Raw genomic sequence first — 26,915 nt, 5'->3', positions numbered from 1 at the left:
TTTACAAAAGATTATGCCTATGTGCTTACTTTTTAGTAGAATAGAAGCAAAAGAACGCTAAAGGGGTATTTACATGGCAGTATATCAGCAGGAAACCGCAATAAGGCCGCTTATCGCGGTTCAATCGGAGATGAGCCGGCAGGGCGATGTACAAAGCGCAGCAAAACTGGATGATCTTATTTTGAAAGCAATGAATGGGGAAAAGCAGATTGCGTTTACAGGGCATTTTTCTGCAGGGAAGTCTACAATGATCAACACGATCATGGAAGAGGAAATCCTGCCTTCAAGTCCGATTCCAACGAGCGCGAACCTCGTCTATCTGAAAAATGGACCGAGCAGAATTATTTTGGAAACGCATTTCGGAGAAGAACTGGAAGCAGATCCCTCCATGGATCTTCACGAGCTGCAGCAGTATTGCCGCGAAGGAGATGAGATTGCAAGAATCCACATCTGGAAACCTTCGAAAATGATTCCTGATCAGGTGGCGTTGATCGATACACCGGGAATTGATTCCAATGATGCTTCTCACATGGAATCAACGGTCTCTGCTCTGCATGCTGCTGACTTTATTTTTTACGTGACCGATTATAACCACGTTCAGTCTGAAGGAACGGTTGAATTTATAAAGCGCCTGCTTGAAGACGGACAGGACACGGCCCTGATTGTGAACCAGATTGATAAGCATCAGGAATCCGAGCTGCCCTTTGCAGATTTTAAAGAAAGGATCGAAGAAAGCTTTGCTTCCATCGGACTGGGCGGGGACCGGATTTATTACACGAGCATGAGGGATCTCCTCCATCCGTATAACGAATTGTCCAAGGTGAAAAACATGGTTAAGGAGCAGCTGGAAAAAGCCTCTGCCGGAAGTGAGCTTGTACAGGCGGGTCTTGTCGTGCAGGAGCATCTGCGCTATCTCGCTAATCATGCCGGCCTTCGTCTTGATGACCGGACCCGTGTACAGGAGGCCAGAGACCACTTATTCAGCGCACTGACCGAGATGGAGTCTTCTGCGGAACTGGAACGGCTAAGGATCAGCGAAGCGATTACCGCGTTAAGGGCTGAAATTTCCAAAGTGCTTGAAAATGCCAATATTACGCCGTTTGAGCTTCGGGAGCTCGCCCGAAAGTATGCTGAAGGGAAGAAGCCCGGTTTCAAGGCGGGATTGTTCTCTTCAAAAAAGAAAACCGCCGATGAGATCGCCAAAAGGAGAGCAGAGCTCGGGAAAGAGCTGAAAAGTCTCGTCTCCTCTCAAATTGACTGGCATATCAAGGCCCTGTTTTCCAAGTGTGTAAAAGCAATAGGTCCAGCCCGTCCGGAGCTTGAGGAAAAGCTGTCCGCTTTTGAAACGGAAGGCATTGCGCTTGCGGCAGATGAAGCCCTGCAGGAAACGGGAGCAGCCCTTACACCGGAATTTGTGCTGAATTATACGAAAAGCATGTCCGAATTCATCAAGCACCGTGCGAAACAACAAGCGAAGGACCTGGTCGCTGAGATAGAGGAAGAAATACGGATTACGCAGGACCGGGATGGAACGCCGTCTCATGCCGATGCTCTTCGAAAAGAGCTGGATGAGACCGAGGAACGCCTTCTGCAGTATATCCGGCTTGAGGAGGCCCGGGAATACTTGATGAACGTATTGAGCGGAAAAGTGAAGGCAGAGGCAAAAGAGAACACATGGAAAAAAATGAAACGAGAGCGCAAACAGGCTGTTGCCGCCCCTGAGAAAAAAGCAGCCGCTGCCGTAGATGGTTCAATTGACCGGACTGAAGCAGCGGGTGAGTCCGTTAACACAGAAGCTGTCCTGAAGAAAGCGGTTGCGATGTCAGCTGCGATTGCCGGGATTAAAGGGCTCGATGGCAGGAGCAGGCTTATTCGCGAAAAAGCACGGCGCCTTGAAAAGAGGACGTTTACGATTGCCTTATTCGGAGCGTTCAGTGCCGGCAAGTCCTCTGCAGCGAACGCGCTTCTTGGAGGAAAAGTGCTGCCGTCCTCCCCTAATCCGACCACAGCAGCCATCAACAGGATCGTTCCGGTCACTGATGAGCATCCGCATGGAACGGTCCTGGTAAAAAGAAAAACGGTCCGGCAGGTGGAAAAAGAGCTGAAGGAAATCTGGCCGGAAGTCAACATTCTCTCAGGCGGCTATAAGGGCTTGCTGGAGGGAGTGCTCGGGGCACTGGAGACGGGGAAGGCTGATGCAAGGCAGCAGGCCCTTCTGACGGTGTACGCAGAAGGACTAGGGACGGCACAAGAAAATGAAGACCCGGTGATCCAGACCGGCCTCGATGACTTTGCACCTTTTGTTTCAGAGGAAAAGCTAGCGGTTCTTACAGAGGAGGCAGTCATCTATTACGACTGTCCTCTTACAAGAAAAGGGATTACGCTCGTGGACACGCCGGGAGCAGACTCTCTTCATAAAAGGCATACTCATGTCGCTTTTGAATTTATAAAAAAATCAGATGCATTACTGTATGTGACGTATTATAACCATCCGTTTTCAAAAGGCGACCGGGAGTTCATCCGCCAGCTGGGAAGAGTAAAGGACTCCTTCTCATTAGACAAAATGTTCTTTTTAATCAATGCTGTCGATCTTGCAAAAGATTCAGCAGAAGCAGCGCTCGTCAAACAGTATATCGCATCACAATTTCTAGAAGAGGGTGTCCGCAAGCCGAGGATGTACGGCATTTCCAGCCTGCATGAGCTTGCCGGAGTCCCGATGGCTGTTCCTTCCGAATTCGGGCTTTTTCAGCAGGACCTGTCCAGTTTTATTGAAAAAGATCTCATCCGGACTGCCGTTTCATCTCTGAAAGATGAGATGGCAGGCACAGTCCGCCAGATGGCTGATTATGCAGGTGAGATGAATAAAAGCAGTGAAGAGAAGCAGGCTGTCCTGCAGCGCAGGGAAAAAGAGCTGGATGAAGCGGATCGGTATTTGAAGCAGGAAGACAGGGAGCCGTTTGTCAGTAAGGTGAACCAGGAGATACAGGAGCAATTTTATTATTTGCTTCAGAGGCTCAGCCTTCAATTTTCTGATCTTTTCAAAGAACATTTCCATCCCGGCATTTTCAACCAGGACGGCAGTGCGAAACAAATTCTTTCTGAGCAGATGAATGAATTGCTGCAGGCAGTTGACCGGAGGCTGATTCAGGAGCTGCAGGCCATCTCGCTCCGCAGTGAAAATGCAGTACGCAAACAGTCTGAGGCGATCGGGGAGAGAATGGCTTTGAATCTTGGGTCGATCATGCAGCTGGAAGGGCTGACGCTGCCGGAATTTAAGGAGCTCGGTACTCCTCACACCGATCAGATCGTTTCAAGCACCTCCGGACATTTTCAGAAAGAGCTGAATCTTTTTACGGGCACAAAAGCCTTTTTTGAAAAAAATGAACGTGCCAAAATGAGTATGGCAATATGGGAAAAGCTGCAAAAAGAACTGGAAAACTCTCTGGCTGAAAAACAAGCCATGTTCGCAAGCGAATACAGGGAAGCGCTTCTGGCATCTGCAGATGGCATCTGCAGTAAATTCAGCCGGGATGCAGCAGCATATGTGGAAGGGCTTAAAGAGCTGTACAGCGACCGCCAATCAGCGGATGAACTGCAGGCAGCTCTAAAGCAATCTTATGAGTGGATGGAAGGACTATGAAGGCATACCGCTGCTGTGCGGCCTGCGTTCACTTCCGCTCCGCTAAAAACAGCTCCGGTGCCGGCATGATTTACACTTGCAGCCGGCTTGGCTACGAAACAAGGCCGGAATATTCGTTTCAGTGCTGGGAGCCTAAGGAGCAGGTGAAAAAATTGATGAAAAAAAGAGGAGAGGTATAAATGGAGGAAGTTCACAAAGCGATCAGCAGACATTCTCAAAATCAGAATGAAGATGTACAGCGTTTTATCATGCTTGATAACCGGAGAGAACAGGAGATCGAAAAGGCAGTGCTTCAGTGCGAAAACGGCGCACCGTTCTCTGTAGAAGAAATAAACCTCATTACAATAGAGCTAAATAAGCTGGCCGGGAAAGTAAACCTTTCGCTGAGAAAAACGGTGTCCCCACAGATGGTCAGGGAGTTTGTGGAAAGAAAGAATGAAAGTGCAAAGTTTCCTCATAGCGGGAGACAATAAAGCATAACACCTCTTGAAAGGGGGTTAGTGCTTTGGGCAAAACAAAAGCAGCCAACAGCAATGCAATGGCAAACAACAGCGCCAAAAAGAAAAATGGCTTTGAAAACGAATTCGCTTCTTATGCGGAAGCGGAAACAGCTAAATTGAACAGTTCTAAAAAACAAGACTGAATCCTTCCGGATTCAGTCTTTTCCATCTGTCTCCATTTTTCTCTAAAGCCTTTTATGATACCATGTAACAAGGTATGAAAAGGAGCGATCAGGATGGAAAGAAAAACAGATTTGCTGCTCGTAGATGGAATGGCGCTGCTTTTCAGAGCGTTTTTTGCGACATCTGTTTACGGCAATTTCATGATTAACAGCAAAGGGGTGCCGACAAATGCGGTAAGCGGTTTTATGAAGCATTTGCTCATGAGCATCGATGCCTTTAAGCCGCAGCAGGTCATCTGCTGCTGGGATATGGGAAGCAAAACCTTCCGCACAGAATCCTTCCAATCCTACAAAGCCAACCGCAATGAGCCGCCGGTAGAATTGCTGCCGCAATTTGAAATGGCGAAGGAGGCCACAGCTTCTCTTGGCATTCCAAACGTAGGCGTAGCCGGTTATGAAGCGGATGACTGCATTGGAACGATTGCATGCGGACATAAAAAGGACAAGAACATCACCATCCTTACAGGTGACCGTGATCTTCTGCAGCTTTTGGATGACCGGGTCAATGTCGTGCTCCTTCAAAAAGGAATGGGCCAGTATCTTATTTACACTGCCGAGCTTTTTCAGGAGGAAAAAGGGATCCATCCTTCCAAACTCATTGATGTGAAAGGATTGATGGGAGATTCCAGTGATAACTATCCGGGAGTCAGAGGAATTGGCGAAAAAACAGCCTACAAGCTGATTCAGGAGCACCTGTCCATCGACGGGATGCTTGAAAACCTTCATCTGCTTACTCCGGGGCAGCGGAAAAAAATCGAAGAGGATCTTGAAATGCTGCACCTTTCCCGCAGTCTTGCAGAGATTCACTGCAGTGTCCCTCTTGAATACGTACTGGAGGAAGCCGACCTGGAAATTGATCTGAAAGCTGCCCAAAAATGGCTGCTTGATACAGAGATCAGAGGAATAGACAGCCTCATTAAAAGAGCGGCTGAAAGAAGTGTGGGCTGAGAGAAGTGCATCCCCCGCTCCTGAATGGCTCCAGCCATTCAGGAGTTTTGTTTTTTGCTGGAATTTTGGCGGATTTTAGCGTAGAATTTTAACGTGCGGCCAGAAGATTCTGTAAAGGCGGGGAAATTGGTATGGCATTGAATCTCGGAGATTACCTGGACGATTTATACGGCAGGGGATTCAAGTTCGGGGATGAGACCATCGGTTTTATATACTTCGGCAAGACGTATACCGGAGCCGATGACAGACAGGTGATCGCAGCTATCGAAATGACATTGAAAATTCAGAAGTCATTCGAAGGATCTTTTTTTATGTCCCTGCTTGAAAGGTTCGTTGAAGGGAAAGTCAGATCCAAAGCACAGGCGCTTGAAAAAGTAAAATCCCTTCAGCTGTTATAGCATCTGTTAAGTCAGCATCTGCTGGCTGTTTTTTAATTCATGCGGATGCCGTCCTTCGCATAGCGGTCAGCCGGATTTTGCTTGGATGGAATCCATTTTATAAAAAATAAATCAAGCTGATCCATCAGCTGCTCTGCCTCTGATAACAGTCCGGCAAATTGCCGGTTCTTCACATAGCGGGTTTCTGCCGCTTTTTCTACAATCTGCGAATCGGTTTTAAAAGAAACAATGCGGTAGCCCTTGTCTATGCAAACTTTTAAACCGTATACAAGGGCATGAAACTCGGCTTCATGATTGGACATCGTGCCGAGAGGATAAGAAAAGGATTCAAAAATCCCGCTGCCTTTAATGACGATTCCGGCACCAGACGGCCCCGGGTCGCCCGCGCTTGCTCCGTCAATGAATACTTCGATCATAAAGCTTTCCCTCCGCTTGCAATATCGTGCAATTATAGCCTCTTACATGATAAAATATGAAAATGCAGCATGCAAAACCTCTTTTCAGTGTAGCATAGGAAGAGGTCACCGGTTAAGAAAGATGAACAGTAATCAGACGGCAGGGCCGGTAAAAATAAAATTCTTTAAGTATTTCGGGAGGGCCGGCAATGAAGGTTCGTTTACATTGGACATATGTTTCTCCGAAAAAACAGACACTCTCTTTTCAATCAGATGAATTGGATGCTTCAGCGGCTTTAAAAATTTCAGAGGATCTGGAGAAGACCGGCCGCACCAAAAGCATCGAATTTGAAGACACGAGGGGAGTCACCTGGACGAAGAAAGAGCTGGGCAGACTTCTTGAAGAAATGAAACATGAACCGTCAAGCATCACCGTTTTTTTTGACGGGAGCTTTGATAAAGATACAGGACAAAGCGGTACGGGAGCTGCTATCTACTACAGCCTTGGACACAGGAAGCACAGAGTCCGGATCAACCTGAAGCTCGATGGACTGGAAACGAGCAATGAAGCGGAATTTGCTGCTCTGCTGATGGCCGTCCGGCATTTGGAGGAGCTTGGCGCAAGGGGGCAGGAGCTGACCATTAAAGGTGACTCCCTTGTGGTTATAAACCAGATGTCAGGTGAATGGCCCGCCTATGAAGGACAGCATCAGACGTGGATATCCAGGATAGAAGACATCTTTTCAAGGCTCAGCCTGACTGCAAGCTATGAAGCAGTGCCCAGAAAAGAAAACAAAGAGGCCGATCAGCTGTCGAAGCAGGCGATACTGGGAACAGAGGTTTCGAGCAGCATTAAATTGGACTAATGGAGTGAAAGAACATGAACCGTAAACAGAAACTGGATGAAATCGGGGAACTGCTGGATACGTACTGCGTCGACTGCCTGCTGAAGCAGCATTTCCGCAAGGAACACGGGAAAACCTTTGCTCACTCCTTTTGCATCAGTCAATGCACCGTTGGCCTTAAGCTGAAGGAGATTGGGGAAAAATTAACGTAATACAGAAAGATCCCCGGAGAAGCTCCGGGGATCTTTCCTATTCTGGCCAGCTTTCTCAAGAACTGGAGTAGGTGCAAATTTCAATCAGCCTTTTCTTGCTTCATCAATCTGGTGCTGGCATTGATCCAGCAAAGCCTTTTGATTTTCAAGAAACTGCTGATCGACTCCGGTAATCTTTACTTGATCAAGCTGAGCCCGTGCGTCTTTAATGCATTTCTCTGCATCATTCAGCGCCTCCGGGTCCATACTCATCGTACTGGATCCCGTTATATTTTTAGAAGCCTCTACAGCAAGCTCCAGCTGCGCCAAGTCATTTAATCCGCTTCCATTATGATTCGTTTGGTCCATATCCTAGCACCTCCAACATGTAGGATGGAGCATTGTGTAAAAAAATATACGGAATTCGTGACTAAATGAGTGCAATTATTTCGATTTCCTGTTATATTCGTTATAACGGATAAAAATAGTTCATAAGACCGATATTTTGTAAAATGAAGGAATGACTTCAACTTACTTAGAAGGGAGCAAGTAAGGAGCGTGAAAAACAAACATCTGGAAGAACCGATCCGGCAGGCTTTCAATGAAATTTATCAGGATCTTGATAAGCTTGTTTACATTGCCAATCATGCGAATGTATTTAACCATCTTGAGATAACCAGGGTGGAGAGAAAGATTAAGCAAAATGTGAAAGCGATTGAATATTTAATGATAAACAGCAAATAAAAAAGAGACCGGATTACTCCGGTCTCTTCGCATCTATTGGTTGTTCATGTCTAATGTGGATTACAGTTTTGTTACGTTAGAAGCCTGTGGACCGCGGTTGCCTTCCACGATTTCAAAGGAAACTTCCTGGCCTTCTTCCAATGATTTAAAGCCGTCGCCCTGAATGGCTGTGAAGTGAACGAATACATCTTCTCCGCCCTCTACTTCAATAAATCCGAAACCTTTTTCGTTGTTGAACCATTTTACTTTGCCGTTTTGCATATTACATAATCCTCCTAATTTCTGTAGCGCAATGTCAGCGCTATAAAAAGTATTCATCACTATGCCAAAATGCTCGCCTTCCAGCAAAATCAGCCTAATGATGCTTTTAATATACATAAAATAAAAGGCAGAGTCAAGATGGTTTCCGCATTTTATGCAAAACTTTCTGAAAACTCTGCTCTGCTGGTAAAAGGGTATAGTTAAAGGTATTTCATCTGATACTAAAGAAAAATCAGAGCGCAAAGAAGGGGACATGAATGAAGGATCAGCAGCAGGATGAATCTTATATAGCGAACAAAGCAATTGAAAGAGATTTGGAAAATGAGTCAAAAGTCCATATTCATGGAATGTACAATGTCGAAGCTGCACCGCTTGTGATCAGTGAAGAGCCCAAGAAACCGGAATTATAAGACCGGTTCCGCGAAACCTGATAAAGAACAAAACAGCCTGCCGGATTTCATATCGGCGGGCTGTTCATTTTATGATTTGTTTATCTTTTCACAAAATAAAACAGGGATAAGCCTGCCGTTTAGAGAATGGGTAATGGAAAGGCGGGGAATGCGATTGGAAACGGAAAAAGTAAAATGGACGAAAGATGCTGAGCAGCTTTGGAATGAGAATTCAGCTGGCTGGCATGCACGCAGCAAAAACATGTGGGAGAGCGGCAGCCGCAAAGCAGTCATTCCTTTTTTTACAAAGCACGCTGAAGCAGGGAAAACTGTACTGGACATCGGGTGCGGCGACGGATACGGATCAAGAAAGCTCGCGGAGCTCGGATTTTCAGTAACGGGGATTGATTTCTCAAGAGATATGCTCTCCATTGCATCAAAAGAAAACGCTCACCCGAACGCTGTCTATCAATACGGGAATGCGGCTGATCTGCCCTTTCCAGATAATGCGGCAGACGCTGTTTTATCGATCAACTGTCTCGAGTGGGTGTCGAGTCCCAGACTTGCTGTACTGGAGATCCGGAGAATCGTTAAAGCGGGAGGTCTTGTATGCATCGCGATTCTCGGACCTGCAGCCGGGCCGAGGATCAACAGTTATCCGAGGCTTTATGACAAGCCGGCAGCTTGCAATACAATGATGCCCTGGGAATTTACGAAGCTTGCAGGAGAAGCTGAGTTGAAACTTTTGGATCAGCTTCCCGTATATAAAGAGGGAGTGGACGGGCACGTTGCAAACGAGCTGAGTGCAGAGCTTAAACAGGCACTGTCTTTTTTGACCTTATTTATGTTTAAAAATGAGAAGGAGATGGAGAAATGAACGAAAAGTATTCAATCAGTGAATTTATAGCCGGTACAAAGCAGTCTGACCGCAAGCAGGGTTTTTTTGAATTAGAGACTCCGAGGATGCTTGAAGTAAACCTGGATGGACAGGTATGGACGAAAACAGGGGCTATGATTGCTTACAACGGCAAAATAAAATTCGAGAGGGAAGGTGTACTGGAGCACGGTGTCGGGAAATTTTTAAAAAAAGCTTTCACGGGAGAGGGTACTTCCCTCATGAAAGCGAACGGAAGCGGCCAGCTGTATCTTGCCGACCAAGGGAAAAAAATTACGATACTTAGTCTGAATGACGAATCCATTACAGTGAACGGCAATGACCTCCTCGCTTTTGAACCGGGGATCGAATGGGATATCAGGCTGATGCGCAAGGTGGCTGGGATGCTTTCAGGAGGCTTGTTCAATATTCACCTATCCGGCAGGGGAATGATCGCGATCACCTCCCATTATGAACCGCTCACGTTATCCGTCAGACCGGGCCAGCCTGTTTATACAGATCCAAATGCCACGGTCGCATGGTCTGGGAGCCTTAAGCCTGAATTTGTTACAGATGTATCGCTTAAAACCTTTTTGGGGAGAAGCAGCGGCGAATCGATTCAGATGAAGTTTGAAGGAGAAGGGTTCGTTGTTGTACAGCCTTTTGAAGAAATTTATTTAAGCCAGCAGAGCTAAAGGAAAAACCGCGCCGGCCGGCGCGGTTTTTATTATTGGGAAGCAGCAGATTCGTTCATTTGCGGCGGCTGATCAAAAGTGTTCACACGATGAATCCAGCCAGTCTCTGAAGAAGAGATCTTCATTTTTTCATCCAGCTGTACCACTGCCATGAAAGGATAGTGGTTTTTTGTCCGGTAACGGACATCAAACCATCTTACTTCATATTTATTCTGCCTGCGGAAAGAACACGCATAAGCCATTTCCGCGTTGACGAGAAAATGCTGGACGTTCTCATCGAAGCGCGATGCTGTGATAGCAGGGTCGTCCATGGCCTGCTTGGAGAAGGAATGGACCCATTCGATCCTGCCGTGCCGGTATTCGCCGGTAATAAAATACTGATCAGATTCCGCACATACATTCCAGATCCCCCAGCGGATTGTGGGAATGGCTTTGACCTTTCTGTAGCCGGGAGAAATGCTGGAAGCGGCTTTGGCACGAACGCGGGCGGAAGCGGCCGCCCTGGCCGCCATATAGAGCAGCATCACCGAATAGACTGCTGCAAAGATAATGCCGGACGGAAGCCCTGAAGCCCATAAAATAAATCCCGCTGCATGCAGCAGCATGATAAAAGGGTCGAAAATATAAATGGCATCCAGCGTAATCCATTTGCCGGTAAAAGGCCTGCCCGCTTTCGTTCCATATGAATTAAAAAGATCTGTAAACACATGAATTAGCACGGCTGCCAAAGTCCAGCCAAACAGATGGGCAGCTGAAATCCCCTGGAAAAAAGGATAAATGCCTGCAGTCAGAAGAACTGCCCAGATAAACCAGAACGGAACGGAATGGGAGAGGTTTCTGTGATGCCTCAAATACGTGCCTTCACCCTTGGCAAGCTTGATTGCATAGTCAAAATCCGGTGCGTTCGATCCCAGAACCGTTCCTGCCATTATAGCCTGGGCAAGAGCCGGGTTTCCTGAAACAGCAGGATCCAGCGATGCCAGGCCTGCGAGTCCAAACCCCATTGCAATATGTGTGCTCGTGTCCATAGTTATCCTCCTGTGATGCGGTTAGATCCCCTTAGCATCCCGGAAGCCTTAAAAAGAAGGGCCAATCAATAATTGACCGAGCCCTTCATTTTTTTATTATTCTCTCTTTTAATGGCGACTGCTTCTTTTTGAATATCTTGCAGAATGACTTCTGCAGAATGAGGATGGTGCAGCTTTTTAATGTTATCACTCATATTGGAAAGAAGGTGGCCGTTTTTAAGCAGGTAATCCACGCTTTCCTGGATTTCTTCGTACTTATTGGCAACTACTGCAGCTCCGCTGTTCTCAAAGAAAATTGAGTTTTCTTTCTCCTGACCAGGAACCGGCTTGTATAAAATAACCGGAAGCCCGATCGCTGCGGCCTCACTCAGTGTAATTCCGCCGGGCTTAGTGATCATACAGTCGGAGATCCGGAACAGCTCATCAACTCGTTCAACGTAGCCGAGTGCCTTAATCTGGCTGCTGTATGCAGCGGCCAGCGGGTCGAGGCTTTCCTTCAGAAGCTGGTTTTTGCCGCAGACGACGACTGTCTGAAGGTTCTTGTATTGAAGAAATGACTGGCAAAGCTCGCGTACATTCTTCAATACTCCATGTGCCCCTGCCATTATCAGCAGTGTTTTCTTTTCAGGATCCAGTCCGTATTTAGTGAAGAGCTCACCATGGTCCAGCTTCTCTTCGAATTGGCGCCGGATCGGAATTCCGGTCACCTTCACTGCAGAAGGCTTGATTCCAAGGCGGACGATTTTTTCCTTCACATGCTGGTTTGCAACATAATACCGGTCAATGTTCTCGTGCACCCAGATTTTATGAAGGCAAAAGTCCGTGATGACATTAAACGTCGGGATGACCGTACCGGTCCTTCTTCTGTACTCCGGCACCACAATCATCGGGAATGTGTTGATAATGATGTCCGGGTCTTCCCTCAGAACGATTTCATGAAGCCTTTTATGTCCCATTTTATAATATAAGTTCATCATTCGCTTGTTGTACATTTTATCAACACCATAGTAAAACAGACGGTAGAACTGCTTTCCGATTGAGAAGCTTTTCAGATACAGGTACTGGGTTATTTCAGAAAAAACAGGGTGTGATTCGTTGTAAAGATCACAAACAATCACATCTTTAAGCCCCATGTCCCTGCAATGATTCACCAATGTGTTGGCAACCTGAACATGTCCGTTCCCATATTTGGCAGTCAATATCAAAACTTTTTGTTTGGATCTCAACATATTCACCTCAATCAAAGATAAAAACATCTGATGAAACTCTATAAAAACGATGCAGCTCTGTTTAATTTACTATATAGAGTAACATATACATATAAGACTATTATAAATGCAATGTAAAGACTTTGTTATTTCTTTTCTGAATTTCATTCCCTATCATTTTAACAAAATCAGGAATTCAGTGGTATACTTATTTTCATTTTACATTTAATTTCCATTTTACTTTTCCCATTGATACGGCGTTTCCTGATACACATAATAATTCAGCCAGTTTGAAAACAGGAGGCTGGCGTGGGATTTCCAGCGGAACAGCGGTCCGTTTTCCTGAAGCCCTCCTTTATAATAATTCAGCGGCTCGCCGATACGAAGCCCTTTTTCGAGGTCTCTCCGGTATTCCTCATCCAAAGTATAGGCATCATATTCAGGATGCCCTGTCAGAAAAATCCGTTTTCCGTCTCTGGACATCAGCAGACAAACACCGGCTTCTTCGGATTCCGAGAGGATGGCAAGCTCAGGATGGGCTGCAGCTTGTTCTTTTGATATATCTGTATGTCTCGAGTGCGGCACATAGAATTCATCATCAAACCCGCGGACAAGTTTTTCTGTCGGCAGGCTGACCGTGTGCGCAAAGATCCCGAAGCATTTTTCCGCGAGGGGAATCTTATCTACGCCGTAATGATGATAAAGGGCCGCTTGCGCCCCCCAGCATATGTGAAGGGTGGAGGTTACCCTTGTGCTGCTCCAGTCGAGAATTTTTTTGAGTTCATCCCAGTAGGATACTTCTTCAAACTGCAGCTGCTCAACTGGTGCACCGGTGATGATCATGCCGTCAAAACTGCGGTGTTTAATATGCTCAAAAGTCGTATAAAATTGTTCTAAGTGCTTCGGCTCAGTATTTTTGGATGTATGGCTTTTCATGTGCAGAAACGTGATATTCACCTGCAGCGGAGTGTTCCCGAGCAGTCTGAGGAGCTGTGTCTCCGTTTTTTCTTTCTGGGGCATCAGGTTCAGAATCAATATAGTAAGAGGGCGAATGTCCTGGGACGCTGCCCTGTTCTCATCCATTATAAAAATGTTTTCTTCTTCAAGAATCGCCTTAGCAGGCAAACTGGAAGGGATATTGATCGGCAAGACAAACACTCCATTCTGTTAAGGTAGACCGGCCGTATATTCTCCGGAGTTCAAGCGTGGAAATCCCTGAATCCGTCCGGCCAAGAAGAATATGGTACAATGGCCAATGATTGCTGCGGAATAACCGGACGGCGGAGCCAGATTCATTGACTGCTGGCTGGAGTCTTATGGATGGAAGCCGCGTATATCATTCTCTAAGAATGTTTTATTTATTAAACCGTGTAAAAACCGATACGATATACATAGGAAGAAAGCCAATCGGTTTGCAAATGCGGAACGAAAATTCACAGGTCCAGTGCAGGCGGAGTTCGGATGCACTTTTTAAAAAAAGGCTTTGTTAAAGCATAGTGTTGATTTTTCACACCTGTTGATTGGAGCGAAAGGCGTGAGACTGGGAGCTTAAGAGCAGCGGGACAGGTGAGACCCCGCAGTCGCGCAGCGGCGAGGAGGCTCACCGCCCGCCCCTGGATGAGCGAACGCCTGCTAGCTGCAATCAACAACCAAGTTTAACAGAGCTTAAAAAAGGACCCGGACCATTCAGGATCCCGTCTGTGTGTATGCAGATGCCGGGCTTACGGCCCTGTCTGCGGGAGTCTCAACTCGTATTATACGGCAAAATGTATATTTGCAGAACTTCAAAAAATGGAGATGGTCAGATGAGCGCCCTTGGAAAAAAGAAGCTTTCAGATATTGAAATCGCCCAGAATACCGTGATGGAAAAGATTACGGAAACCGCTTCCCGCGTTGGGATCCGGGAGGATGAACTGGAACTGTACGGTGCATATAAAGCGAAATTATCAGAATCCTTACTTAGCAGATTAAAAAAGAAAAAGGATGGAAAATTGATCCTTGTAACTTCCATTAATCCTACACCTGCCGGAGAAGGCAAGTCAACCGTCACAGCAGGGCTTGGACAGGCACTCAACAGGATCGGGAAGAGTGCCGTCATCGCTATGAGAGAGCCTTCACTCGGCCCGGTAATGGGGCTGAAAGGAGGAGCTGCAGGCGGAGGTTATTCGCAAGTCCTGCCGATGGAGGAAATCAATCTTCATTTTACCGGAGACCTTCACGCCATTACCGCAGCCAACAATGCACTGTCCGCATTCATCGATAATCATATCCATCAGGGAAACGAGCTGGGTCTGGATCCCGGGAGAATCGTGTGGAAGCGGGCACTCGATATCAATGACCGGTCATTGAGAAATGTAGTTACAGGCCTTGGGGGCCCTGCTAACGGCCATACAAGGGAAGACCAGTTCAGCATTACGGCTGCTTCTGAAATTATGGCAATCCTCTGCCTTGCTGAGGATATGGCAGATCTGAAAAAACGGCTCTCTGCCATCACCGTGGGCTATACATATGAAAAAAAGCCGGTGACAGTCGAAGAACTGGGGTATCAGGGCTCGCTCGCCCTGCTTTTAAAGGATGCCATGAAGCCCAACCTTGTCCAGACCATTGAACACACACCGGCTCTCGTGCATGGGGGTCCTTTTGCAAATATCGCCCATGGCTGCAACAGCCTTGCAGCAACGAAAGCAGCCCTGAAACTGGGAGATTATACAGTTACAGAAGCAGGGTTTGGAGCAGACCTCGGGGCAGAGAAATTCTTAAATATTAAATGTACAACAGGCGGGCTCGTTCCTTCTGCCGTTGTGATCGTTGCAACGATCCGGGCGCTCAAAATGCATGGCGGAGCAGGTTTGGACGATCTCGGGAAGCCTGATGCTTCCGCACTCCTGTCAGGCTGCAGCAATTTGCAGAAGCATATCGAGACAATCCGTGCTTTTGGACTTCCATACGCGGTAGCCATCAACCGTTTCAGCTCGGATTCAGAAGAGGAAATTCAGGTTCTGAAGGAATGGTGTGCGGAGAACAGCCATCCATGTGCCCTTGCAGAAGTATGGGAAAAAGGAGGAGAAGGAGGAGAAGAGCTTGCCCGTCTCACCGCAGAGCTTGCAGAGAAGCCATCCGCATTCACTCCGTTATATAAACCTGAAGACCCGGTAAAGAAAAAAATAGAAACCATTGCAGCTGCTGTATACGGAGCGGCCGGCACGATTTTTACCTCCAAAGCGCTAAAGCAGATAAAGGAGATCGAAGCCAATGGATGGGGTGAGCTGCCTGTGTGCATGGCGAAAACCCAGTATTCCCTGTCGGATGACCCGGCCAGAAGAGGGAGGCCGGAAGATTTTACAATCACGATCAGGGAACTGAAGCCTTCTACAGGAGCGGGCTTTATCGTTGCTCTGACAGGTGAAGTGATGACGATGCCGGGTCTTCCGAAAAAACCCGCGGCTCTGAACATGGACATCGATGAAGCAGGCCGGGCGAAGGGGCTGTTTTAATGTTTGATCCGACCGTTTTTGATAACCTGAAGGTCATTCTTGAAGGGCTTGTATATGATTTTGACCTTGACGGCCTGATTCATATCCGGAACCGGAGCGACACCGTGGATCTCGCGGATATGTCCAGAACGTGGAGTATCCGGATGTTGGAGAGGGGCAGGCCGGAAGGGGCCAGCGCAGGGATAAGTTTGTCGGTTGCTGCCGGAGAACTGGTGTCTGAGTGGTCCGGCAGGAAGACGGCTCCGGGATGCCGGCTGCTTGTGACGTTCTCTGTTTCTTCAAATGATGGGGACGCCGGACTGAGAAGGCTCAAAGCAATCCAGCCGGAATGGGAAGCAGAAACGGATTTTGGCATGAAAACCAGCTACGACCCATCCGCAAAGGAAATAGAGTTTGTAAATGAAATAACGTTCACCTTCAGGCATCTCATCACAGAGGACCATGCAGGAGATATGGAGGCATTTGTAGAATCTGTATACCGGACAATTGCCAGGATCAATAAAGGAGGAGAATCACTTTGAGCGTATATGAATTTCAGGCTGCAGATATAAAAGGAGTGCAGCAGCCACTCTCAGATTATGAAGGAAAAGTGCTGTTAGTCGTTAATACAGCCAGCAAATGCGGGTTTACCCCTCAATATAAAGGCTTGCAGGAGCTGTATGACCGCTATTCAGAGAAAGGGTTCGAAATTCTCGGATTTCCATGCGATCAGTTTATGAACCAGGAGCCGGGTACAGAGGATGAAATCGCTGCGTTTTGTGAAAGAAACTACGGCGTAGCGTTTCCGATGTTCTCCAAAATAAAAGTGAACGGCAAAGAAGCACATCCGCTGTTCAGCTATTTAACAACCGAGCTCCCCGGTATGCTTGGATCTGAAGGGGTAAAATGGAACTTTACCAAATTTCTCATCGCAAGGGACGGAAAGCCGTTCAAGCGTTTCGCACCGAACACAAATCCAAAGGAACTGGAAAAGGACATCGAGCAGCTGCTGAAACAGGGAAATCTTTAAAATACGCGGTCACAGGTGAAACAAGAACCTCCGGGATCAAATGTCCTATGAAAAATGAGAGGACCCGGAAGCTGTCATATAAGGTGAACCCCTTGCAAATGGAGGACCCGTGCGAATGAAAGGTCCTTCATTTGCGGTCAGGCGCTGTGCAGCAGCTTACCCAGTCTCCTTTAGATGTGGTCTCTCGAAGGCTGCTCGATCCGTATACATAAATCAGAGAAGCGTCAAACTTTCTTTATAGTGGAGGGAAAAAAGATTGAACGAGGAGATTGTGCTTGAGACGGCAGCTGAATTTGTAAAAAAACGTCTCGGAAACGAAGGATCCGGCCATGATTGGCTGCACATTGACAGGGTGAGAAGAACCGCGCGAATGCTTTCGGTCCGCACGGATGCCAATCTTTTTGTTGTCGAAATGGCCGCTCTGCTTCATGATCTTCCCGACCGCAAATTACGGACTGATATTAAGATGACAAAAACGGAAATTGAAGACTTTTTATCGGGACTTTCTATTAAAAAAGAAGCATGTTCCAGCATCATGCACATTATTGATACCATTTCTTTCAATGGCAGCGGGGCGAGCAGACCTGATTCTCTTGAAGGGCAGATCGTTCAGGATGCAGACCGGCTTGATGCAATCGGCGCAGTCGGCATCGCAAGAGCCTTTATTTATTCAGGGAGCATCGGCCAGCCAATGTACAGCATCAAGGAAGAGGAGGGCTCTGCCATCCGTCATTTTCATGAGAAACTCCTTAAATTGAAAGATTTGATGAATACGGAAGCAGGGAAGGCAGAGGCGGCAAAAAGACATCTTCTGCTGGAGAGCTACCTGAAAGCATTTTACAGTGAAATTGAGGGCGAAGGTCTGCAGAATGATTAACTTCCATGCACTATGTTAAACTGAATGAAAATTCCTGAGGAGGCGGAAGCGTGCTTAGCATTAAAACAATTGAACCAACGCCAAGTCCCAACACGATGAAGATTATCCTTACTGAGGAACTTCCGAAAGGGACAAGCAATAACTACAAAAAAGGGGAAGCGGACCATGCTCCAAATGTCATCCAGCAGATTCTTGAAGTTGATGGGGTCAAAGGCGTCTATCATGTAGCCGACTTTCTGGCCGTGGAGCGGAATGCAAAATATGACTGGAAAGAGATCCTTTCCCGTGTGAGAGAATGTTTTGGAGAAAATGCATCTGAAAGCAGCGCACTTGAACCGGCTGCTGAAGGATTCGGTGAAGTGAAGGCAGCTGTCCAGATGTTCAACGGAATTCCGATGCAGCTGAAGCTCTCGGACGGGAGCGAAGAAAAGCGATTCGCTCTTCCACAGCGTTTTCAGGACATGATCTTTAAAGTGCAGCAGCATGCTTCAAATGTAGTCCTTGACCGTGAATGGAAGGACCATGGTGTACGGTACGGGGACATGGACGAGATCGGGCGCGAGATCATAGAAGAGTTATCTGCCGCCTATAAAGACGAACGCCTGGCGCGGACGGCACAGGCGCTGATCAATAAAGAGGAGGGTGTGCAGCAGATCAGTCGGACTTCCTATAAGGTTCACCCTGAAATGCTGGATGAACCGGAATGGACAGCCAGGTACGCACACCTGGAGCAGATGAATCCTTCAATTGAAGATCTTGATGTTCTTGAGAAAGCCCTTAAAGATGAGAAAGCATCGATCCGCAGGCTGGCTGTTGTTTATCTGGGCATGATCGAGGATGAAGCTGTTCTGCCGCTGCTCTACCAAGCTCTTGAAGACAAATCGGTAACGGTGAGAAGAACAGCGGGAGATTGCCTGTCTGATATCGGCAATCCCCACGCCATCCCTGCCATGATCAAAGCGCTGAAGGATAAAAATAAGCTAGTCCGGTGGCGGGCGGCAATGTTTTTGTATGAGATCGGCGATGAGCGGGCGCTTCCTGCTTTGAAAGAAGCGGAAGAAGACCCGGAATTTGAAGTCAGTATGCAGGTCAAGCTTGCCGCAAGCCGCATCGAGGGCGGTGAAGAAGCAATGGGTTCGGTATGGAAACAGATGACAGAAAGCAGAAAACATACAGAATAATAGAGAGAGCGCACCCGCAGCCATTGGGTGCGCTTTCTTATTACAGAAAGAAAACATTCTATTAAAAATTTTAAGAATATTATTGCAATGGTTTATTTAAAGTTCTATAGTAGTACACAATCAATCGATTGCAGGAGGGAAAAAGATGAGCAAAGATTTGAGAATTAAAAGCAGGCATCTGAGTGAAGATGCAATCAGAGTACCGAACCGGGCCATGCTCCGCGCAGTCGGGTTTACGGATGAGGATTTTAAGAAGCCGATGATTGGTGTTGCCAGCACCTGGAGCGAGGTGACCCCGTGCAATATACATATTGATAAGCTGGCTGTCAAAGCAAAAGAGGGAGTCAGGGAAGCAGGCGGCGCAGGCATGATCTTTAACACCATAACCGTCTCAGACGGCATTTCGATGGGGACGTCAGGCATGCGCTATTCCCTGCCGAGCCGGGATGTAATCGCTGACTCCATTGAAACAGTGGTAGGCGCTGAGAATCTAGATGCCTATGTAGCAATCGGCGGCTGCGATAAAAACATGCCTGGCTGTCTCATTGCAATGGCGCGGTCAGAAGTCCCGTCCATATTTGTTTACGGGGGGACAATCAAACCGGGAAAACTGGACGGAAAGGACATCGATATCGTTTCTGCATTTGAGGGCGTCGGCCAATACAATAAAGGAGATATCGGAAGGGAAGATCTTCACAAGATCGAGTGCAACGCCTGCCCAGGTGCTGGTTCATGCGGCGGAATGTATACAGCCAACACGATGGCATCTGCCATTGAAGCACTTGGAATGAGCCTGCCTGGAAGTTCTTCCAACCCTGCTGAGTCAGAATTCAAGATGGATGATTGCTATAAAGCCGGAGAAGCAGTCCTGAAGCTGCTTGAAGCCGGAATTTATCCGAAAGATATCATGACAAAACCGGCATTCGAGAATGCGATAACGCTAGTTATGGCGCTTGGGGGATCCACAAATGCCATCCTCCATCTGCTCGCGATCGCCAATGCGATGGAAGTAGATGTGACGCTCGAAGATTTCGGGCGCATCCAGAAAAAAGTCCCGCACATCGCGGATTTGAAGCCGAGTGGTAAATATGTGATGCAGGACCTTCATGAAGCGGGCGGTGTTCCGGGCGTCATGAAACTTCTTCTTGAAAAAGGGTACTTGAACGGAGACTGCCTGACCGTTACCGGCAAGACCTTAGCAGAAAATCTGGAGGACCTTGAAGGGCTGCTTCCGGACCAGGATGTCATCGTACCGGTTGAAAAGCCGCTGCGCCATGATGGACCCCTTGTGGTCTTGAAAGGGAATCTGGCACCTGACGGAGCAGTTGCTAAGGTTTCAGGCTTAAAAGTGACGAACTTGACGGGTCCGGCAAAGGTTTTTGACAGTGAAGAGGACGCGACAGCAGCTGTTATGGAAGGTGAGATCACTGCAGGAGATGTCATCGTCATCCGCTATGAAGGTCCGAAAGGAGGACCGGGAATGCCTGAGATGCTCTCCTTATCCGGGATTCTTGTAGGAAAAGGTCTTGGGGAAACGGTAGCATTGCTGACAGACGGCCGCTTCTCCGGAGGGACTCACGGGCTTGTCGTGGGTCATATTGCTCCTGAAGCTCAGACTGGGGGACCGATTGCCTTGCTGAAAACGGGGGATCTTATAACAGTAGACAGTGAGAAAAGAGAGTTGACCATGCATGTCGAGGAAGCGGAATTGGCAGAGAGACGAGCGAAGTGGACAGCCCCGCAGCAAAGGTTAAGAGGGGTTCTCGGAAAATATGCCCGGACGGTCTCCTGTTCATCCAAAGGAGCCGTAACCGATTTGCCGGAACCTGCAAAAGAGCATGTAAAGCTGTAAACGTTGCAGTGCCGGTATATCTATAGTATTCTTGAAAAAAACGGGGCTGCTAAAACCCCCGATTGTTTCAGGAGGACTGCGATTATGTCAATGGCATATGAAGAATATATGCGGCAAATGGTGAAGCCGATGAGAGAAGAACTGACAAGAGCAGGTTTTAAAGAACTGCTTACTGATGAAGCGGTGGGAGAATATATGGAGCAGGCAGACGGCACAACACTCGTTGTCGTCAACTCCGTTTGCGGCTGTGCAGCTGGACTTGCAAGACCCGCAGCAACCCAGTCCGCTCTGAATGCCGAAAAAGCACCGGATCATCTCGTGACGGTTTTTGCCGGCCAGGATAAAGAAGCGACAGCAAAAATGCGCGGATATTTTGAAGGATACGAGCCTTCTTCTCCTTCCATGGCTTTGCTGAAAGGGAAAGAAGTCGTGCATTTCATACCAAGACATGAAATTGAAGGGTTTGAAATGGAAGAGATTATGGCAAATCTGGAGCATGCGTTTCAGAAGCACTGCTGAGAATCTTAACGGGATGGCACAGAGCCATCCCGATTTTTCTGTGAAGGGGTTTTCTTGAACGTGATCATCACAACAGTTATGAAAAACCAAAAAGCAGTGGAAGGGGCAGCGAGAGAGCTTGCAGCACAGCTGAACAGCCCCTTTTTGCTGCGCGACAGACAATCGGTTTCATCCATGCTTCAAAAGGGGGAGCCGGTTCTCATCATGGGGGTGGACCGGATGGAATTGTTTACTGATGAACAAGCGAGTCCGTTCTACTTCCATCCTAATTCTTCTATGTTTCGTGTAAAGCGCCTGCTCGCAGGGCAGTCAGACCCTTTTATTGCCGCGGCAGACCTGAAAGAAGGCAGTTCTCTTCTGGACTGCACAATGGGACTGGCGTCAGACAGCATCACTGCTGCCTTTGCAGCAGGGGAAGGCGGAAAAGTAACTGCCATTGAAGGAAGCAGGGAAATGGCATTAATTGTCAAGCATGGGCTGAAAAAATGGGACACAGGCATTGACGCTATGAACAGGGCTATGGCCAGAGTGGAAGTGCAGCATGCAGATCATCTAACGTACCTTAAGTCGTGTGGAGATGCCTCCTTTGATACCGTCTATTTTGACCCGATGTTCGAAGAAGCGGTCTCTTCTGAAGGAATAGAGCCTTTAAAAAAACTCGCCGTATACAGCGGTTTAACAGACGAAGTGATCGCAGAAGCCAGGCGCGTGGCTAAGGGCAGGGTCGTGTTAAAAGACCACTGGAAGAGCAGCCGCTTTGACCGGTGGGGATTCCAGCAAATCAAAAGACGTTCATCTTCCTTTCATTACGGCGTGTTGGAAACCGGAAATTAGGAAACAATACGTGTGGAGGTGATTTTCATGTCCAGCAAAAAAGCCAATCCGTCAAAATCCCAGCTCGGTTCTCCGGAAACAGAAGGCCAGGGAACCACAAACCGGGAAAACGGAAAACAGCAAAGCTCCGCTTCCCGCAAAGCGAAGAACATGTAACAAGCAAAAAAAGAGCCGGCTAGCCGGCTCTTTTTCCGTTTGATGGAAGGTTGAGTTTTTGAAAGCGAGCAGAAGTGAAGGGGGGAAGCGGCAGAAAGAGCATAGAGGTGAGAAGCACTGCCCGGATCGTTTCGCGCAGGAGCTGTTTCAGTCTATGAAGTAGGAATGCTGCAGCAAAATTGCTGATTTTATCAAGAGGGGTGCTTACTCTTTACGTGGAATTGCTGACTTACTCGGGAGAATTGCTGACTTACTCGGGGAAATTGCTGACTTTTTCAGGAGAATTGCTGACTTTTTCCGAGAATTGCTGACTTACTCGGGGGAATTGCTGACTTTTTCCGTGGAATTGCTGACTTACTCGGGAGAATTGCTGACTTACTCCAGAGAATTGCTGACTTTTTCCGGGAATTGCTGACTTACTCGGGGGAATTGCTGACTTACTCCGGGAATTGCTGACTTACTCGGGGGAATTGCTGACTTTTTCCGGGAATTGCTGACTTACTCAGGAGAATTGCTGACTTTTTCCGAGAATTGCTGACTTACTCGGGGGAATTGCTGACTTTCTCCGGGAATTGCTGACTTTTTCCGTGGAATTGCTGACTTACTCGGGAGAATTGCTGACTTACTCAGGAGAATTGCTGACTTTTTCCGAGAATTGCTGACTTAATCAGGAGAATTGCTGACTTTTTCCGAGAATTGCTGACTTACTCGGGAGAATTGCTGACTTACTCCGGGAATTGCTGACTTTCTCGGAGAATTGCTGACTTTTTCCGGGGAATTGCTGACCTTCTCTAAACATTCACTCTCTTCCGAACTGCAGTACCAGATCAGATACCAGACTTTGAATACGTGACGGCCGGTCCTGCCAGGATCGTGTCCGGCAGGACATAATCCTGCCGTTTGATTAGTCTGTTATCTCCATAACAATCATATAAACAAGAGTAAAAAAACTGGCTCCAATCAGCAGTGCTTCATACATGGATAAGCCCTCCCCTTTGCGTTCATATTTCCATTGTAATGGATTTTTTCCTTCTATTAAAGCGCTTTCTCTAAAATGTAGAGAGAAACGATGGGGGCTGTGCTAAAATGATAGTATAACAATCTGGGAGGGGAACCTCATTCATAAGTGGTTAAAAAAGACGCTTGTTGCATTGTTTTCGATCATTACTCTCGGAATGGTTGCCCCTCCGGCTTCCCTGCTTGCGGAGGAACGTACCAGGGAGATTCCGGAGACGGTTATTCCGGGTCCTGCATCATCTGGTGCTCAGGACGCTTTACCACATGATCTTGACTATTTTAAAGAAATGGCAAAAGGGCAGACCCAGCTGAAATTCGGCAGTAAAATCGGCCCGGTGATCGAGCAGGAGTTTGATTCGCTCATTTTACCGAAAATTGAGGAAACGATTGAAAAAGAACTGAAACCGGAAGAACTGCGGAATTTGATCATCACCGAAAAGCCGGGAACCGGCAGGAGTGAAAAGATCTTCCATATTTACAGCGGAGAAACGGGGAAGGATGTCATCCGTTTTCATGTCAGAACAGATCGCCCTCCTGGAGACGGATACTGGTTTAACTTTCATTACCATCTTGCCGGAGATTCCTTTGAGAAACACCATGAGCTTGGCAGGATTTACTGGGACCGCAACACACCTCCAGCATGGACTCATTAAGAAGGGACGGGCTGCTAATGGCTAAATATACAATGAAAGAAATGTCCAGAATTACAGTTAAGATGCTCGAGGACCGGGGGGTGCAGATCAGGGATATCGCTGATATTGTTTTCCGGCTTCAGGAACGGTACATACCTGCGCTCACTCTTGAAGATTGCATCTATAATGTGGAGCGTGTGCTGAGCAAAAGAGAAATCGTACATGCCGTGCTGACAGGTCTTGCGCTCGACGAACTGGCGGAGAAGAAGCTGCTGCCTCAGCCGCTGCAGCATCTCGTAGAAACAGATGAACCGCTGTACGGCATTGATGAAATTATTCCTTTGTCCATCGTGAATGTGTACGGCTCCATCGGCCTTACAAATTTCGGGTTCCTCGATAAAGAGAAGTTTGGAATTATCAAAGAGCTGGATGAGCACAAAGATGACAGGGTCAATACCTTTCTTGATGATATAGTGGCAGGTCTGGCAGCTGCTGCTGCAAGCAGGATGGCGCACAAAAGCCGTGATAAGGAAGAGGAGGACCAGTCGGAGCAAATGATTGGAAGCTGAAAATGTTTTTTGCTTAACAAGAGACTGACAGTCTAGTATAATAGGAAAAGTATGGTCGTAAAATAGGAGGTTTTGTCAGTCTTATGAATGAACTTTTTAATTCTTTTGTAAATACTTATGCCCAGTTTTTTGACTGGCAGCAATGGGGAGAAGTCCTTACAGACCCCACTTCATGGGGACTGATTTTGACTTTGGTGATCCTTGAAGGACTTTTATCGGCGGACAATGCACTTGTACTTGCTGTAATGGTCCGTCCGCTTCCGGAAGAACAGCGTAAAAAAGCGCTTTTCTACGGCTTGCTTGGAGCATATATCTTCCGGTTTATTGCAATCGGAGTGGGTGTATTCCTGATCAAAATCACTTGGGTGAAGCTGCTTGGAGCGGCATACCTTGCCTGGCTTGCCATCAAATACTTCATCGATAAGCGAAATGAGTCAGGCGGAGATGAAGCGGAAGATGCAGCCAAGCTGACAAAAGGAAGCATTTTCACCCGTCTGTTCGGACAGTTCTGGGGAACTGTAGCTGCCGTTGAGCTGATGGATATCGCATTTTCAGTTGACAGTGTCCTTGCTGCCTTCGGAATCAGTGAACAGGTCTGGGTCCTCCTGCTTGGAGGAATGCTCGGAATTCTGATGATGCGTGGTATTGCAGGGATCTTTGTTAAATTGATCGAGAAAGTGCCTGAGCTTGAATCAACTGCTTACATCCTCATTCTTTTAATCGCTTTAAAAATGGGTACAAGCGAATGGATTCATGTTCCGCACGAAGCTTTCTTTGCGGTAATTGTTTTAATGTTTGCAGGAACGTTTGCACTTCATAAAATCAAGATCAAACGCCAGGAGAAAACAAACTAAGAACCGGGATTTTTCCCGGTTCTTTTTTTAACGAAATAAAAAAATCAGCAAACCGATCAGGCCGGCGCTAAAAAGGCCGTCTGCTAACCAAAAGCGGTGATTCCCCATGTATTCGACGACTTTCTCCATTTCCTCCGGTGCAGGTCTCTTTCGCATGAAGTCACTTCCTCAGCAGTTTGATGAATACTATTCATCCTTCACGAATTTGATCCTCCCTATACGATAATATGTTAAAATGAAGAATCGAATGTTAGAAAAGGACGTGAATTTATGAAACAATATTTAGACCTCTGCAGGCATGTGCTTGAAAACGGGACGGCAAAAGAAGACCGGACAGGAACAGGGACGATCAGCACATTCGGCTATCAGATGCGCTTCGATCTTAATGAAGGTTTTCCGCTTGTCACGACGAAAAAACTGCATGTGAAATCCATTATCCACGAATTGCTCTGGTTCCTTAAAGGGGATACAAACATCGCATATCTGCAGGAAAACGGAGTGCGCATCTGGAATGAGTGGGCTGATGAGAACGGTGATCTCGGGCCGGTTTATGGAGCGCAATGGCGGTCCTGGGCTGGTGCAGGCGGAGAGACAATCGATCAGATTGCGGATGTAGTAAAACAGATCGGGGAGAACCCTGATTCCAGGAGACTGATTGTCAGCGCGTGGAATCCATCGGATATCCCAAACATGGCACTTCCTCCATGCCACTGTCTGTTTCAGTTTTATGTTTCAGAAGGAAAGCTTTCCTGCCAGCTGTATCAGCGTTCGGCAGATGTCTTCCTTGGAGTGCCCTTCAACATTGCATCGTATGCGCTCCTGACCATGATGATGGCTCAGGCTGCAGGGCTTAAATACGGGGATTTTGTCCACAGCTTTGGGGATGTACATATCTATCAGAATCATGTCGAACAGGTCAAGCTTCAGCTTACTAGAGAGCCAAACCCGCTTCCGAAGATGAAAATCAAGCCTGACGTATCTTCTGTTTTTGATTTTGTTTATGAGGATTTTATGCTTGAAGATTATGAGGCTCATCCCCATATTAAAGGAGCGGTCAGCGTATGATTTCGTTTGTGTTCGCCATGGATGATAAAAGAGCCATTGGAAAAAACAATGATCTGCCCTGGAAACTGCCGGCGGACCTCGCTCATTTTAAGAGGACGACGCTTGGAGGAACAGTTGTCATGGGCCGCAAAACATTTGAGTCAATGGGCAGTAAGCCGCTGCCGGGAAGGCGGAACGTGGTCGTCACAAGTAACCATGATTTCAAGGCGGAGGGCTGCGAGATTCTTCATACTGTTAAGGAAATTTCGCTTTTAGAGGAGGAAGGGGAGGAGCTTTTTATCATCGGCGGTGCAAAAATCTTTGAAGAGATGCTGCCGCATTGCACAAAAATGTATGTGACACTGATTCACCATACCTTTGGCGGGGATACATTTTTTCCTGAAATCAATGAGAACGAATGGGAGACTGTCTCCCGAGAACCCGGTATAAAAGATGAAAAAAACCCGTACAATTATGAATTTGCAGTATGGCAGCGGAAAACTTCTATATAAAAGACCACTTTAAAACCCCCGGAATATTCCGGGGGTTTTTGTGAAGCAGGTTAAAATGACTGCCTTG

The 26,915-nt window shown here is 47.2% G+C and carries 34 protein-coding genes; 27 read left to right on the top strand and 7 right to left on the bottom strand.

The features are described from left to right. The first annotated feature begins 73 nt into the window (after nt 1-73). The 6 genes from GKZ89_RS01710 to GKZ89_RS01690 all read left to right on the top strand — a co-directional run bounded on the left by GKZ89_RS01710 (nt 74) and on the right by GKZ89_RS01690 (nt 5,668). Nucleotides 74-3,640 (top strand): dynamin family protein, encoded by a 3,567-nt coding sequence (locus tag GKZ89_RS01710; protein WP_155110639.1) that lies wholly within the window; start codon nt 74-76, stop codon nt 3,638-3,640. After that, nucleotides 3,637-3,819: a hypothetical protein gene (locus GKZ89_RS01705; RefSeq protein WP_155110638.1), complete on the top strand. Its 183-nt coding sequence runs from the start codon at nt 3,637-3,639 to the stop codon at nt 3,817-3,819. Before GKZ89_RS01710 ends, GKZ89_RS01705 begins: the two co-directional genes overlap by 4 nt. Next, entirely contained in the window at nt 3,820-4,113 is a 294-nt protein-coding gene (locus GKZ89_RS01700) for a DUF2533 family protein (RefSeq protein ID WP_155110637.1), read from the top strand. Nucleotides 4,114-4,145: 32 nt separating this feature from the next. Then, nucleotides 4,146-4,283, top strand: a complete 138-nt coding sequence (locus tag GKZ89_RS20960; protein WP_164502873.1) for a hypothetical protein — start codon at nt 4,146-4,148, stop codon at nt 4,281-4,283. A 93-nt stretch (nt 4,284-4,376) separates the two neighbouring features. Beyond that, nucleotides 4,377-5,270, top strand: a complete 894-nt coding sequence (locus GKZ89_RS01695; RefSeq protein WP_155110636.1) for a 5'-3' exonuclease — start codon at nt 4,377-4,379, stop codon at nt 5,268-5,270. A 131-nt stretch (nt 5,271-5,401) separates the two neighbouring features. Beyond that, complete coding sequence (locus GKZ89_RS01690) at nt 5,402-5,668, top strand: DUF6123 family protein (protein ID WP_155110635.1); 267 nt, start codon at nt 5,402-5,404, stop codon at nt 5,666-5,668. Nucleotides 5,669-5,700: 32 nt separating this feature from the next. On the opposite strand, the gene GKZ89_RS01685 is transcribed toward GKZ89_RS01690, so the two are convergent. After that, nucleotides 5,701-6,084, bottom strand: a complete 384-nt coding sequence (locus tag GKZ89_RS01685; RefSeq protein WP_155110634.1) for a reverse transcriptase-like protein — start codon at nt 6,082-6,084, stop codon at nt 5,701-5,703. Between the two features lie 188 nt (nt 6,085-6,272). Between GKZ89_RS01685 and GKZ89_RS01680 the strand changes: the two genes are divergently transcribed. Further along, a complete protein-coding gene (locus GKZ89_RS01680) occupies nt 6,273-6,929 on the top strand; it encodes a reverse transcriptase-like protein (protein ID WP_155110633.1) in 657 nt (218 codons plus the stop codon). Nucleotides 6,930-6,943: 14 nt separating this feature from the next. Continuing rightward, nucleotides 6,944-7,120 carry a zinc-finger domain-containing protein gene (locus GKZ89_RS01675; RefSeq protein WP_155110632.1) on the top strand — a complete coding sequence of 59 codons (177 nt, stop codon included), beginning with the start codon at nt 6,944-6,946 and terminating at the stop codon, nt 7,118-7,120. Nucleotides 7,121-7,204: 84 nt separating this feature from the next. On the opposite strand, the gene GKZ89_RS01670 is transcribed toward GKZ89_RS01675, so the two are convergent. Further along, complete coding sequence (locus tag GKZ89_RS01670) at nt 7,205-7,468, bottom strand: DUF2564 family protein (protein ID WP_155110631.1); 264 nt, start codon at nt 7,466-7,468, stop codon at nt 7,205-7,207. 189 nt (nt 7,469-7,657) lie between these two features. On the opposite strand from GKZ89_RS01670, the gene GKZ89_RS01665 reads away from it, so the two are divergent. Continuing rightward, the gene (locus tag GKZ89_RS01665) at nt 7,658-7,843 is read left to right on the top strand and encodes a hypothetical protein (RefSeq protein WP_155110630.1); all 186 of its coding nucleotides are present in this window, start codon (nt 7,658-7,660) and stop codon (nt 7,841-7,843) included. A 60-nt stretch (nt 7,844-7,903) separates the two neighbouring features. Here the strand turns inward: GKZ89_RS01665 and cspD are convergent, their stop codons facing one another. Further along, on the bottom strand, nt 7,904-8,104 hold the full coding sequence (gene cspD / locus GKZ89_RS01660; protein WP_035413557.1) for a cold-shock protein CspD: 201 nt from the start codon (nt 8,102-8,104) through the stop codon (nt 7,904-7,906). A 257-nt stretch (nt 8,105-8,361) separates the two neighbouring features. Between cspD and GKZ89_RS01655 the strand changes: the two genes are divergently transcribed. From GKZ89_RS01655 to GKZ89_RS01645, 3 genes are all read left to right on the top strand, one after another. Beyond that, nucleotides 8,362-8,514: a hypothetical protein gene (locus GKZ89_RS01655; protein WP_155110629.1), complete on the top strand. Its 153-nt coding sequence runs from the start codon at nt 8,362-8,364 to the stop codon at nt 8,512-8,514. Between the two features lie 154 nt (nt 8,515-8,668). After that, a complete protein-coding gene (locus tag GKZ89_RS01650; protein ID WP_241680097.1) occupies nt 8,669-9,370 on the top strand; it encodes a class I SAM-dependent methyltransferase in 702 nt (233 codons plus the stop codon). After that, on the top strand, nt 9,367-10,062 hold the full coding sequence (locus GKZ89_RS01645) for an AIM24 family protein (protein WP_155110627.1): 696 nt from the start codon (nt 9,367-9,369) through the stop codon (nt 10,060-10,062). Before GKZ89_RS01650 ends, GKZ89_RS01645 begins: the two co-directional genes overlap by 4 nt. A gap of 32 nt (nt 10,063-10,094) precedes the next feature. On the opposite strand, the gene GKZ89_RS01640 is transcribed toward GKZ89_RS01645, so the two are convergent. From GKZ89_RS01640 to metA, 3 genes are all read right to left on the bottom strand, one after another. Continuing rightward, a complete protein-coding gene (locus GKZ89_RS01640; protein ID WP_155110626.1) occupies nt 10,095-11,090 on the bottom strand; it encodes a metal-dependent hydrolase in 996 nt (331 codons plus the stop codon). Between the two features lie 65 nt (nt 11,091-11,155). After that, complete coding sequence (locus tag GKZ89_RS01635; RefSeq protein ID WP_155111082.1) at nt 11,156-12,316, bottom strand: diglucosyl diacylglycerol synthase; 1,161 nt, start codon at nt 12,314-12,316, stop codon at nt 11,156-11,158. Between the two features lie 219 nt (nt 12,317-12,535). Next, entirely contained in the window at nt 12,536-13,447 is a 912-nt protein-coding gene (gene metA / locus GKZ89_RS01630) for a homoserine O-acetyltransferase MetA (protein ID WP_155110625.1), read from the bottom strand. A 549-nt stretch (nt 13,448-13,996) separates the two neighbouring features. On the opposite strand from metA, the gene GKZ89_RS21550 reads away from it, so the two are divergent. From GKZ89_RS21550 to GKZ89_RS01565, 13 genes are all read left to right on the top strand, one after another. Next, the gene (locus GKZ89_RS21550) at nt 13,997-14,107 is read left to right on the top strand and encodes a hypothetical protein (RefSeq protein WP_155111081.1); all 111 of its coding nucleotides are present in this window, start codon (nt 13,997-13,999) and stop codon (nt 14,105-14,107) included. Next, nucleotides 14,104-15,792 (top strand): formate--tetrahydrofolate ligase, encoded by a 1,689-nt coding sequence (locus tag GKZ89_RS01620; protein WP_155110624.1) that lies wholly within the window; start codon nt 14,104-14,106, stop codon nt 15,790-15,792. The genes GKZ89_RS21550 and GKZ89_RS01620 overlap by 4 nt, the downstream gene beginning before the upstream one ends. Next, a complete protein-coding gene (locus tag GKZ89_RS01615; RefSeq protein ID WP_155110623.1) occupies nt 15,792-16,313 on the top strand; it encodes a hypothetical protein in 522 nt (173 codons plus the stop codon). Before GKZ89_RS01620 ends, GKZ89_RS01615 begins: the two co-directional genes overlap by 1 nt. Beyond that, entirely contained in the window at nt 16,310-16,801 is a 492-nt protein-coding gene (locus GKZ89_RS01610; RefSeq protein WP_155110622.1) for a glutathione peroxidase, read from the top strand. Before GKZ89_RS01615 ends, GKZ89_RS01610 begins: the two co-directional genes overlap by 4 nt. Nucleotides 16,802-17,057: 256 nt before the next feature. Further along, on the top strand, nt 17,058-17,678 hold the full coding sequence (locus GKZ89_RS01605; RefSeq protein WP_155110621.1) for an HD domain-containing protein: 621 nt from the start codon (nt 17,058-17,060) through the stop codon (nt 17,676-17,678). Between the two features lie 50 nt (nt 17,679-17,728). Beyond that, on the top strand, nt 17,729-18,859 hold the full coding sequence (locus GKZ89_RS01600) for a conserved virulence factor C family protein (protein ID WP_338324875.1): 1,131 nt from the start codon (nt 17,729-17,731) through the stop codon (nt 18,857-18,859). A gap of 145 nt (nt 18,860-19,004) precedes the next feature. Beyond that, complete coding sequence (ilvD, locus tag GKZ89_RS01595) at nt 19,005-20,711, top strand: dihydroxy-acid dehydratase (RefSeq protein ID WP_155110620.1); 1,707 nt, start codon at nt 19,005-19,007, stop codon at nt 20,709-20,711. Nucleotides 20,712-20,795: 84 nt separating this feature from the next. Further along, the gene (locus tag GKZ89_RS01590) at nt 20,796-21,230 is read left to right on the top strand and encodes a BrxA/BrxB family bacilliredoxin (RefSeq protein ID WP_155110619.1); all 435 of its coding nucleotides are present in this window, start codon (nt 20,796-20,798) and stop codon (nt 21,228-21,230) included. A gap of 60 nt (nt 21,231-21,290) precedes the next feature. Beyond that, nucleotides 21,291-22,064: a class I SAM-dependent methyltransferase gene (locus tag GKZ89_RS01585; protein ID WP_162356440.1), complete on the top strand. Its 774-nt coding sequence runs from the start codon at nt 21,291-21,293 to the stop codon at nt 22,062-22,064. Between the two features lie 27 nt (nt 22,065-22,091). Next, the gene (locus GKZ89_RS01580) at nt 22,092-22,220 is read left to right on the top strand and encodes a YuzL family protein (protein ID WP_155110618.1); all 129 of its coding nucleotides are present in this window, start codon (nt 22,092-22,094) and stop codon (nt 22,218-22,220) included. Nucleotides 22,221-23,338: 1,118 nt separating this feature from the next. After that, nucleotides 23,339-23,890 carry a YpjP family protein gene (locus GKZ89_RS01575; protein ID WP_338324891.1) on the top strand — a complete coding sequence of 184 codons (552 nt, stop codon included), beginning with the start codon at nt 23,339-23,341 and terminating at the stop codon, nt 23,888-23,890. A gap of 17 nt (nt 23,891-23,907) precedes the next feature. Further along, nucleotides 23,908-24,438 carry a phosphatidylglycerophosphatase A family protein gene (locus GKZ89_RS01570; RefSeq protein ID WP_155110617.1) on the top strand — a complete coding sequence of 177 codons (531 nt, stop codon included), beginning with the start codon at nt 23,908-23,910 and terminating at the stop codon, nt 24,436-24,438. 83 nt (nt 24,439-24,521) lie between these two features. After that, the gene (locus GKZ89_RS01565; protein ID WP_155110616.1) at nt 24,522-25,292 is read left to right on the top strand and encodes a TerC family protein; all 771 of its coding nucleotides are present in this window, start codon (nt 24,522-24,524) and stop codon (nt 25,290-25,292) included. A 27-nt stretch (nt 25,293-25,319) separates the two neighbouring features. Here GKZ89_RS01565 and GKZ89_RS21360 read toward each other — a convergent pair whose 3' ends face one another. Further along, entirely contained in the window at nt 25,320-25,448 is a 129-nt protein-coding gene (locus GKZ89_RS21360) for a hypothetical protein (RefSeq protein WP_277753187.1), read from the bottom strand. A gap of 114 nt (nt 25,449-25,562) precedes the next feature. On the opposite strand from GKZ89_RS21360, the gene GKZ89_RS01560 reads away from it, so the two are divergent. Together GKZ89_RS01560 and GKZ89_RS01555 are read left to right on the top strand one after the other, a co-directional pair. After that, nucleotides 25,563-26,357: a thymidylate synthase gene (locus GKZ89_RS01560; protein WP_155110615.1), complete on the top strand. Its 795-nt coding sequence runs from the start codon at nt 25,563-25,565 to the stop codon at nt 26,355-26,357. Continuing rightward, nucleotides 26,354-26,848 carry a dihydrofolate reductase gene (locus GKZ89_RS01555; protein WP_155110614.1) on the top strand — a complete coding sequence of 165 codons (495 nt, stop codon included), beginning with the start codon at nt 26,354-26,356 and terminating at the stop codon, nt 26,846-26,848. The genes GKZ89_RS01560 and GKZ89_RS01555 overlap by 4 nt, the downstream gene beginning before the upstream one ends. Nucleotides 26,849-26,915 lie beyond the last annotated feature (67 nt).

Origin of the sequence: Metabacillus mangrovi (assembly GCF_009711125.1) — a bacterium.
In the GTDB taxonomy this organism is placed as follows: domain Bacteria; phylum Bacillota; class Bacilli; order Bacillales; family Bacillaceae; genus Metabacillus_B; species Metabacillus_B mangrovi.
The sequence above is the reverse complement of the archived record's forward strand: the minus strand, read 5'-3'. Positions and strand labels throughout refer to the sequence as shown.

Coding starts and splice junctions, on each gene's coding strand:
- GKZ89_RS01615 (WP_155110623.1), top strand. CDS start 15,792: ATGTTTGATCCGACCGTTTTTGATAACCTGAAGGTCATTCTTGAAGGG.
- GKZ89_RS01655 (WP_155110629.1), top strand. CDS start 8,362: ATGAAGGATCAGCAGCAGGATGAATCTTATATAGCGAACAAAGCAATT.
- GKZ89_RS01695 (WP_155110636.1), top strand. CDS start 4,377: ATGGAAAGAAAAACAGATTTGCTGCTCGTAGATGGAATGGCGCTGCTT.
- GKZ89_RS01670 (WP_155110631.1), bottom strand. CDS start 7,468: ATGGACCAAACGAATCATAATGGAAGCGGATTAAATGACTTGGCGCAG.
- GKZ89_RS01710 (WP_155110639.1), top strand. CDS start 74: ATGGCAGTATATCAGCAGGAAACCGCAATAAGGCCGCTTATCGCGGTT.
- GKZ89_RS01645 (WP_155110627.1), top strand. CDS start 9,367: ATGAACGAAAAGTATTCAATCAGTGAATTTATAGCCGGTACAAAGCAG.
- GKZ89_RS01590 (WP_155110619.1), top strand. CDS start 20,796: ATGTCAATGGCATATGAAGAATATATGCGGCAAATGGTGAAGCCGATG.
- GKZ89_RS01675 (WP_155110632.1), top strand. CDS start 6,944: ATGAACCGTAAACAGAAACTGGATGAAATCGGGGAACTGCTGGATACG.
- GKZ89_RS01685 (WP_155110634.1), bottom strand. CDS start 6,084: ATGATCGAAGTATTCATTGACGGAGCAAGCGCGGGCGACCCGGGGCCG.
- GKZ89_RS01580 (WP_155110618.1), top strand. CDS start 22,092: ATGTCCAGCAAAAAAGCCAATCCGTCAAAATCCCAGCTCGGTTCTCCG.
- cspD (WP_035413557.1), bottom strand. CDS start 8,104: ATGCAAAACGGCAAAGTAAAATGGTTCAACAACGAAAAAGGTTTCGGA.
- GKZ89_RS01680 (WP_155110633.1), top strand. CDS start 6,273: ATGAAGGTTCGTTTACATTGGACATATGTTTCTCCGAAAAAACAGACA.
- GKZ89_RS01555 (WP_155110614.1), top strand. CDS start 26,354: ATGATTTCGTTTGTGTTCGCCATGGATGATAAAAGAGCCATTGGAAAA.
- GKZ89_RS01705 (WP_155110638.1), top strand. CDS start 3,637: ATGAAGGCATACCGCTGCTGTGCGGCCTGCGTTCACTTCCGCTCCGCT.
- GKZ89_RS21360 (WP_277753187.1), bottom strand. CDS start 25,448: ATGCGAAAGAGACCTGCACCGGAGGAAATGGAGAAAGTCGTCGAATAC.
- GKZ89_RS01690 (WP_155110635.1), top strand. CDS start 5,402: ATGGCATTGAATCTCGGAGATTACCTGGACGATTTATACGGCAGGGGA.
- GKZ89_RS01560 (WP_155110615.1), top strand. CDS start 25,563: ATGAAACAATATTTAGACCTCTGCAGGCATGTGCTTGAAAACGGGACG.
- GKZ89_RS01700 (WP_155110637.1), top strand. CDS start 3,820: ATGGAGGAAGTTCACAAAGCGATCAGCAGACATTCTCAAAATCAGAAT.
- GKZ89_RS01570 (WP_155110617.1), top strand. CDS start 23,908: ATGGCTAAATATACAATGAAAGAAATGTCCAGAATTACAGTTAAGATG.
- ilvD (WP_155110620.1), top strand. CDS start 19,005: ATGAGCAAAGATTTGAGAATTAAAAGCAGGCATCTGAGTGAAGATGCA.
- GKZ89_RS01640 (WP_155110626.1), bottom strand. CDS start 11,090: ATGGACACGAGCACACATATTGCAATGGGGTTTGGACTCGCAGGCCTG.
- GKZ89_RS01620 (WP_155110624.1), top strand. CDS start 14,104: ATGAGCGCCCTTGGAAAAAAGAAGCTTTCAGATATTGAAATCGCCCAG.
- GKZ89_RS01565 (WP_155110616.1), top strand. CDS start 24,522: ATGAATGAACTTTTTAATTCTTTTGTAAATACTTATGCCCAGTTTTTT.